Source organism: Kutzneria sp. CA-103260, assembly GCF_018263855.1.
Classification (GTDB): Bacteria; Actinomycetota; Actinomycetes; order Mycobacteriales; family Pseudonocardiaceae; genus Kutzneria.
In genome coordinates this window covers 11,245,564-11,255,016 of sequence record NZ_CP073318.1, presented here as the reverse complement: position 1 = coordinate 11,255,016, position 9,453 = coordinate 11,245,564, and the positions used below count along the sequence as shown (strand labels likewise).

The following is a 9,453-nucleotide window of genomic DNA, read 5'->3' as shown; positions in this document are numbered from 1 at the left end:
GGCTCAGTCATGGCTGTTCCCTTCGGAGAGCTGGTGAGCGGCGAAGTCACCCTGCACCAGGCGCATCAAGCTGTCGGCGTCCATCTCGTCGATCGAGTCGGCGATCTCGGTCTGGTCGGCGGGGGCCGGCTGGGCGTCCGAGTCGGCCAGTTTGAGCAGCGTGTCCAGCAGGCCGGCGTCGCGCAGGCGTTGCAGCGGGATCTCGGCCAGGGCCCGGCGGGTCCGGGTCTCGACGTCGTCGACCTGGTCGCCGGCTTCGTCGGGGAACAGCTCGACCAGCAGGCGTTCGGCCAGGGCGGCGGGGGTGACGTGGTCGAAGACGACGGTGGCGGGCAGGGACAGATCCGTTGCGGCGCCGAGGCCGTTGCGTAGTTCGACGGCCATCAGGGAGTCGAAGCCGAGCTCGCGGAAGGCCCGCGTCGGCTCGACGGCGGTGGCGCTGGCGTGGCCCAGCACTGCGGCGGCGGTGCCGCAGACCAGGTCCTCCAGCACGCGGATCCGCTCCGGCCGGGCCAGTCCGGTCAGGCGTTCCCGTAGGGCGTCGGAGCTGACCGCCGGCCCGCTCGGCTCGTGCACGACGTCGAACAGGTGGCTGGTGCGCGGGCCGGTGAAGGCCGGGACGAAGCGCTCCCAGTCGACGTCGACGATGATCGGCCGGACCTGGCCGTGGTCGACGGCCAGCCGCATCGCGGCGGCGGCGCGTTGCGGCGACATCGGCACCACGCCGCTACGGCGGTGCCGGGCCATGATCGCCTCGTCGGCCATGCCGCCGCCGGCCCACGGGCCCCAGGCGATGGAGACGGCCGGGAGACCGGCGGCGCGGCGGCGTCCGGCCAGCGCGTCGAGGGCGCTGTTGGCGGCGGCGTAGTTACCCTGGCCGGGCGTGCCCACCACCCCGGACAGCGAGCTGAACAGCACAAACGCGTCCAGGTCGAGGTCCCGGGTCGCCTCGTCCAGCACCTCGGCCGAGGTGACCTTCGAGCGCAGCACGTCGACAAAACGCTCCGGTGTCAAAGCATCCACCACGCTGTCGGCCAGGACGCCGGCGGTGTGCACGACCGCGGTGAGCGGCTGCTCCGACGGGATCGCGGCCAGCAGGTCGCGGACGGCGGCCGGGTCGGCGACGTCGCACGCGGCCACGGTCACCCGCACGCCGAGCTCGGTCAGCTCCGCTTCCAACTCCGCCGCGCCTTCGGCGGCCGGACCGCGCCGGCTGACCAGCAGCAGGTGTTCCGCGCCGCTGCCGGCCAGCTGCCGGGCGACGTGGCCGCCCAGCGCGCCGGTGCCGCCGGTGACCAGCACGGTTCCGCGCGGCTGCCACGGCTTCGCGACCGGACCATCCACAGTGGACCGAGTGATGCGCGGGGCGAACACCCCGGCGGCGCGGATGGCCAGCTGGTCCTCGCCGCCGGGGCCGGCCAGCGCGTCGATGAGCCGTTCGGCGGCCCGGTCGTCGAGCACCTCGGGCAGGTCGATCAGGCCGCCCCACTGCTGCGGGTACTCCAGCGCGATCACCCGGCCCAGGCCCCACATGCCGGCCTGCGGCAGGCTGCTCAGCGGGTCGCAGTCGTCGACGGCGACCGCGCCCTGGGTCAGGCACCACAGCGGGGTGGTGCGGCCGGCGTCGCCGGCGGCCTGCACCAGGGTGAGGGTCCGGCCGACGCCGGCCGACACCTCGGGGTGGTCCGGGTCGGCCTGGTCGTCCAGGGCCAGCAAGGAGATCACGCCGTTGACCTCGGCCGGCAGCTCGGCCAGTCGGCCGGCCAGGATCTCGCGGTCGACGTCGCCGACGACGAGCGGGACGACCTCGCCGAGCCGCTCGCGCAACTGCTTGGCGACCGAGCCGACCACGCCGCTGTCCAGCTCGTTCTCCGGCACCGCCAGCACCCAGGCGCCCAGTGCGGCGGCGTTCGGGGTGTCGTTGACCGGCGTCCAGGTCAGGCCGTAGTGCCATTCGTCCACAGTGGATCGGCTGACGGGTTTGGCGTTGATCCAGAAGCGCTCGCGCTGGAAAGCGTAGGTCGGCAGGTCGATCAGCCGGCCGGAGATCAGCCGGAGCCAGTCGACCTTGACGCCGCGCACGTGCAGCCCGGCCAGCGCGGCCGTGGCCGCCTCGACCTCGCCACGGTCCCGGCGCAGCAGGGCGACGGAGCCCTCGGCCATGGCCGCCAGCACGCCGTCCGGCCCGACCTCCAGGAAGGTGGTCACGCCCTGAGTCCGCAGTGTGGTCACGCCGTCGTGGAAGCGCACGGCCTCGCGGACGTGCCGCACCCAGTACTCGGCGTCGAACTCGGTGACCAGCTCGCCGGTCAGGTTCGACACCACGGAAATCCGGGGCTGGGCGTAGGTGATGGTTTCCGCGATCGCGCTGAACTCGTTGAGCATCGGGTCCATCAGCGGCGAGTGGAACGCGTGGGAAACCTTGAGCCGCTTGGTCTTCTCGAACCTCGCCGCCACCGCCAACACGGCGTCCTCGTCGCCGGAGACGACGACCGAGTCCGGCCCGTTGATCGCGGCGATCGACACCTTCTCCGACAGGTACGGCAGAACCTCGGCCTCGGTGCCCTGGACCGCCACCATCGCGCCGCCCTCGGGCAGCGCCTGCATCAGCCGCCCACGGGCGGTCACCAGCCGACAAGCGTCCTCAAGGCTCAGCACACCGGCGACATGCGCGGCCGCCAGCTCACCGATCGAGTGCCCGACCAGGAAGTCCGGCTTGACGCCCCACGACTCCAGCAGACGGAACAACGCGATCTCGATGGCGAACAGCGCCGGCTGCGTGTAGCCGGTCTGACTCAGGTCGGCGGTTCCGTCGAACATCGCGCCGCGCAGATCCGCGTCCAGGTGGGCCAACACCGCGTCCAGCGCCTCGGCGAACACCGGGAAGGCCGCGTAGAGCTCCTTACCCATACCAACGCGCTGCGAACCCTGACCGGAAAACATGAACGCCGTCAGACCATCCACGGCGGTACCGGTCACCACGCCCGGAGCCGGCCGCCCCTCGGCGAAGGCGCGCAGCGCGTCGGCGCTGAACACCACGGCGCGGTGCTCGAACGAGGTCCGGGTCTTCACCAGCGAGACGGCGACATCGGCCAGCTCTTCTCGGTCCACAATGGACGCCAGGCGAGCGGCCTGGCCGCGCAGGGCATCCTTGGTCGCGCCGGACAGCACCAGCGGCGCGAAGGCCGACCGCTCGACGGTCGTCTCCTTGACCGCCGGGGCCTGCTCGATGATCACGTGCGCGTTGGTGCCGCTCACGCCGAACGACGACACACCGGCCCGGCGGGGACGGCCGGTCTCCGGCCACGCCCGCTGCTCGGTCAGCAGCTCGACCGCACCCTCGGCCCAGTCGACATGCGAGCTGGGAGTGTCAACGTGCAGGGTTTGCGGCAACACACCGTGCCGCATGGCCATGACCATCTTGATGACACCGGCGACACCGGCGGCCGCCTGGGTGTGGCCGATGTTGGACTTGATCGAACCCAACCACAACGGTTCGTCCCGGTCCTGGCCGTAGGTGGCCAGAATCGCCTGAGCCTCGATCGGGTCGCCCAGCCGCGTGCCGGTGCCGTGCGCCTCGACAGCGTCCACATCGGACACTTCCAGGCCAGCGGAAGCCAGCGCCCTGCGGATGACCCGCTGCTGCGACGGACCATTCGGGGCCGTCAGACCGTTGGAGGCACCGTCCTGGTTCACGGCGGAACCCTTGACCACGGCCAGGATCTGGTGGCCGTTGCGCTTCGCGTCCGACAGCCGCTCCAGCAGCAGCAGACCGACGCCCTCGGACCAACCCGTGCCGTTGGCGGCGTCGGCGAAGGACTTGCACCGGCTGTCGTTCGCAAGTCCGTTCTGCCGGCTGAACTCGATGAACATGTCCGGCGTCGGCATCACGGTCACACCACCGGCCAACGCCAGCGAGGACTCACCCGACCGCAACGACTGCGCCGCCAGGTGCATCGCCACCAACGACGACGAACACGCCGTGTCAACCGTGACCGCCGGACCTTCCAGACCGAACGTGTACGACACCCGACCGGAGGCGATCGAACCCGTGTTCTGGTTGCCCTCGTACTCGTGGTACATCAGGCCCGCGAACACACCAGTGTCACTGCCCCGCAACGACTTCGGATCGATACCCGCCCGCTCGAACGTCTCCCACGCGGTCTCCAGCAGCAACCGCTGCTGCGGGTCCATCGTGATCGCCTCGCGGGGGCTGATCGAGAACAGGCCGGGGTCGAACATCGCGGCATCGTGCAGGAAGCCGCCCTCACGGGTGTACGTGGTGCCGGGCCGCTCGCCGGTCGGGTCGTAGCTGCCCTCGACGTCCCAGCCGCGGTCGCCGGGGAACAGCGACACCGCGTCCACGCCGTCGGCGACCAGCCGCCACAGGTCCTCGGGCGAGCTGACGCCGCCCGGGTAGCGGCAGGCCATGCCGACGATCGCGATCGGCTCGTCGGAGACCTCCTTGGCGCGCTCGGTCTTCGGCTGCTCCGAGGCAGCACCGACCACCTCGCCGAGCAGGTGCTCGGCCAGCACCGCCGGGGTCGGGTAGTCGAACACCAGCGTCGCCGGCAGCCGCGCGCCGACCCGTTCGCTCAACGCGTTGCGGAACTCGACCGCCAGCAGGGAATCGAAGCCCAGCTCGGTGAACGCCCGCTCCGGGGCGATCGCCTCCGGTCCGGCGTGGCCGAGGACCGTCGCCGCCTCCTGCCGCACGACACCCAGCACGACGGCCAGACGCTCGTCGGCCGGGACCCCCGCCAGCCGCGCGGCCAGCGCACCGGCCGCAGCCGCCCGACCGGCGACCCGCCGCCGGGCGCGGACCAGACCGCGCAGCATCGCCGGCACCCGGTCGGCCCCGAGCTCGTTCAGCGCCCGGATGTCCAGCCGGATCGGCACCAGCGCGGCGTGCTCGCTGCCGCACGCGGCGTCGAACAGCGCCAGGCCCTGGTCGATCGACAGGCCCAGCACACCGCCGCGGTTGATCCGGGAGACGTCGACGTTGTCGGCCATGCCGCCGTCCCACATGCCCCAGGCCAGCGAGATCGCCGGCAGGCCAAGGGAATGCCGGTACTCGGCCAGCCCGTCGAGGTAGGCGTTCGCGGCGCCGTAGTTGGCCTGGCCCGCGTTGCCGACGACCCCGGTCGCGGAGGAGAACAGCACAAACGCCCTGAGGTTCAGGTCCTTGGTCAGCTCGTGCAGGTTCCAGGCCGCGTCCACCTTCGGCCGGAACACGGCGTCCAGCCGGTCCGGCGTCAGCGCGGACAGCACACCGTCGTCGATGACGCCGGCGACGTGCACAACCGCCGCCAGGTCGGGTCGGATCACGGCCGCCAGCTGGTCCTTGTCGGCGGCGTCGCACGCGGCGATCGTCACCGTCGCACCGAGCTCGGTCAGCTCACGCTCCAAAGTGGACGCACCGGGGGCGTCCGGGCCGCGGCGGCTGGTCAGCACCAGGTCGCGAACTCCGTGCGCCACCACCAGATGCCGGGCCAGCTGCGCGCCCAGGCCACCGGTGCCGCCGGTGACCAGCACCGGGCCGTCGAACACCGCCGCCGGCTCCGGGACCGCCACCCGCGCCAGCCGGGCCGCGAACAGCTCACCGTCACGCACCCGCAGTTCCGACCGGCCGGAGCCGATGATCCGCGGCAGCAGCGGCTCGACGTCCATCCCCGGCTCGGCGTCGACCAACACGAACCGGTCCGGGTTCTCCAGCTGCGCCGACCGGATCAGGCCGGCCACCGCGGCACCGGGCAGGTCGCCCCTGGTCACCACGACCACCGGCTCGCCCGCCTGCAACCGCTCCAACGTCGCGTACGTGGCCGTGCGGACCGAAGTCGCGTCCGGCTCGAACACCGTGTGGTCCGGGGCGACGGCCTCGGCCGACTCCGTGACCGGCGTCCACTCGACGACGAACAGCGAGTCACCCGACCGCCGCACGCCGACCTCGTCCGTGTCGACCTGCCGCAACGCCAACGACTCCACCGACACCACCGGCGCGCCGGTCGGGTCGGCCGCCCACAGCGTGGCCGTGCCGTCACCGGTCGGCTTGAGCCGCACCCGCAGCGCGGACGCGCCGGTGGCGTGCAACGACACCGACTCCCACGCGAACGGGATCGCCGCCCGCTCACTGTCGGGCCTGGTCAGCCGGAAGGCGTGCAGCGCGGCGTCCAGCAGCGCCGGGTGCACCCCGAGGCCGTCGACCTCAGTGCCCTCCGGCAGCGCGACCTCGGCGAACACCTCGTCGCCGGCCGTCCACGCCGCCCGCATCCCCTGGAACACCGGGCCGAACACCGCGCCGACCTCGGCCGCCCGGTCGTACCAGCCGGTCAGGTCCACCGGCCGCGCCCCGGCCGGCGGCCACTCGGTCAGCTCGAACGACGCCGCCGGCCCGGTGCCGAGAACCGCCGTGGCGTGCCGGATCCAGGGCTCGTCAGCACCTTCGGCCCGTGAGTAGACGGCGACCTGGTTCGACTCGTCGACCACGACCTGGACCGCCACGCCGCCCCGCTCGGGCAGCACCAGCGGCGCCTGCAGCGTCAGCTCCTCGACCACGTCGCAACCGACCTGGTCGCCGGCCCACAGCACCAGTTCCACGAACCCGGTGCCGGGGAACAACTTCGAGGCGCCGATCACGTGATCCGCCAGCCACGGCGTGGAATCCACCGACAGCCGGCCGGTCAGCACGACCCCGCCGGACTCCGGCCGGTCCAGCGCCGCGCCCAGCAGCCGGTGCCCGGTGGACTCCAGCCCCGCCGACCGCACGTCCCCGGCGCCCTGGTTCCCAGTGGCCAGCCAGAAACGCTGATGTTGGAAGGCATACGTCGGCAGGTCGACCGGCCGGGCGTCGATGCCGGCGAAGAACGCCGCCCAGTCGACGTCCACGCCGTGGGCGAACGCCCGCGCCAGACCGGCGACCAGCTCACGCACCTGCGGACGCTCACGCCGTTGCGTGGCAACAACTGCGGCCTCACGCACGCAGGTCGCGGCCATCCCGGACAACACGGCGTCCGGCCCGATCTCGACGAACCGCGTGACCTCCGCGTCCTCCAGCTCCCGCACGCCGTCGGCGAAGCGAACCGCCTCACGCACGTGCCGAACCCAGTACTCCGGCTCCGTCCAGCGCCCGCCGCCGGCGGAGGTCGGCACCACCGAGATCCGCGGCTCGCGGTAGGAAAGTCCTTCGGCGACACGGCGGAACTCCGCCAGCATCGGCTCCATCAGCGGCGAGTGGAACGCGTGCGAAACCTGGAGCCGCTTGGTCTTGTCGAACCGGGCGGCCACCGCGAGCACGGCCTCGGCGTCGCCGGACAGCACAACGGCGTCCGGGCCGTTGACCGCGGCGATCGACACCCGGTCGGTCAGGTACGGCAGCACATCGGCCTCGGCCGCCTGGACCGCGACCATCGCACCGCCCTCGGGCAGCGCCTGCATCAACCGGCCCCGGGCCGACACCAGCGCGCATGCGTCCTCGATGGACAGAACGCCGGCGACGTGCGCGGCCGCGAGTTCGCCGATCGAGTGCCCGAAGACGAAGTCGGGCTTGACGCCCCACGACTCCAGCAACCGGAACAGCGCCACTTCGAAGGCGAACAGCGCCGGCTGCGCGAAAGCCGTCTGGTTCAACGCTTCCTGGTCCGTGCCCCACACGACATCGGTCAGCGCCGGGTCCAGGTGGGCGACCACCGCGTCCCACGCGGCGGCGAACGCCGGGAACGCGGCGTGCAACTCGCGCCCCATGCCGACCCGCTGCGCCCCCTGGCCGGTGAACGCGAAGGCGGTCTGCCCCGTCGACCGGACCAGGGGACGGCTCTCGCCGCTGGCGATCGCCGCCAGACCGTCGGACACGCCGTCGCTGAGCACGACCGAGCTGAAGTCGAAGGCCGACCGGCGCGTCGCGAGCGTGAACGCGACATCGGTCGGGTCGGCGTCCACGGCCGCCAACCGCGCGGCCTGCGCCGCCACCGCTTCCGGCGACTTACCGGACAGCACCAAGGGAACCACGCGCGTCGTCGGCGTGCGCGCCGGCTCCTCCTCGGCCACGGCCGGAGCCTGTTCGAGGATCACGTGCGCGTTCGTGCCGCTGCCGCCGAAGGACGAAACGGCCGAGCGGCGCGGTTCCTCGCCGTCGGCCGGCCACGCCATCGACTCGTTCACCAGCCGCACGTTGCCCGCCGACCAGTCGACGTGCGGGGTCGGCTCCTCGGAGTGCAGCGACTTGGGCAGCACACCGCGCTGCATCGCCAGCACCATCTTGATGATCCCGGCCGCGCCGGAGGCGGCCTGCGTGTGACCGATGTTCGACTTGATGGTGCCCAGCCACAGCGGCTTTTCCTCGGTGTGGTCCTGGCCGTAGGTCGCCAGCAGCGCCTGCGCCTCGATCGGATCACCCAGCGTCGTGCCCGTGCCGTGCGCCTCGACGACGTCGATCTGCGCGCCGGTCAGCTTCGCGTCGGCCAGAGCCTGCCGGATCAGCCGCCGCTGCGACGGACCGTTGGGCGCGGTCAGGCCGTTGGACGCGCCGTCGGAGTTGACCGCGCTGCCCCGCATCACGGCCAGCACCTTGTGCCCGTTGCGCTGCGCGTCCGACAGCCGCTCCAGCAGCAGGACGCCGACGCCCTCGCCCCAGCCGGTGCCGTCGGCGTCGGTCGAGAACGGCTTGCAGCGGCCGTCCACCGCCAGGCCCCGCTGGCGGCTGAACTCGATGAAGTTGCGCGGCGAGCCCATGACGGTCACGCCGGCCACCACCGCGAGCGTGCATTCGTTGCGGCGCAACGCCTGCGCCGCCATGTGCGCGGCGACCAGCGCCGAGGAGCACATCGTGTCGACGGTCACCGTCGGACCTTCCAGCCCGAAGCTGTAGGCGACCCGGCCGGCCACGGCCGCGATGCTGGTGCCCAGCAGCAGGTGCCCTTCCACGCTGTCCCGGTCGGCCACCTCCCCGCTGCCGTACGCCTGGTCGCTGACGCCCACGAACACGCCCGTCCGGCTGCCGCGCAGGCTCGCCGGCACCAGTCCGGCCCGCTCGAACGCCTCCCAGGTGGCTTCGAGCAGCACCCGCTGCTGCGGGTCCATCGCGGTGGCCTCTCGCGGCGACGAGCCGAAGAAGTCCGCGTCGAAGCCGGCCGCGTCGTCGAGGAAGGAACCGGCGAGGGTGTAGGTGGTGCCGATGTGGTCGGGGTCGGGATCGTAGAGCCCGTCGAGGTCCCAGCCGCGGTCGGTCGGGCACTCCCCCACGGTGTCGCGCTCGTCGACGAGCAGCTGCCACGCCTGTTCCGGTGTCGTCACGCCGCCGGGTAGCCGGCAGCTCATCGACACGATGGCGATCGGCTCGTTCTGCCTGTTCTCGCTTTCCCGCAGCTGCCGCCGAACCTGACCCAGTTCGGCCGTGACCCGCTTCAGGTAGTCACGGAGTTTCTGCTCGTTCTCCATCTGAAGTCAGCTCCTTGGGGC

The 9,453-nt window shown here is 72.3% G+C and carries 1 protein-coding gene; it reads right to left on the bottom strand.

What is annotated here, in order from left to right; translation table 11 throughout:
• Positions 1-3: 3 nt before the first annotated feature.
• Positions 4-9,432, bottom strand: coding sequence for a type I polyketide synthase (locus JJ691_RS50585; protein ID WP_211766482.1), 9,429 nt, complete (start codon positions 9,430-9,432; stop codon positions 4-6).
• Positions 9,433-9,453: the final 21 nt, after the last annotated feature.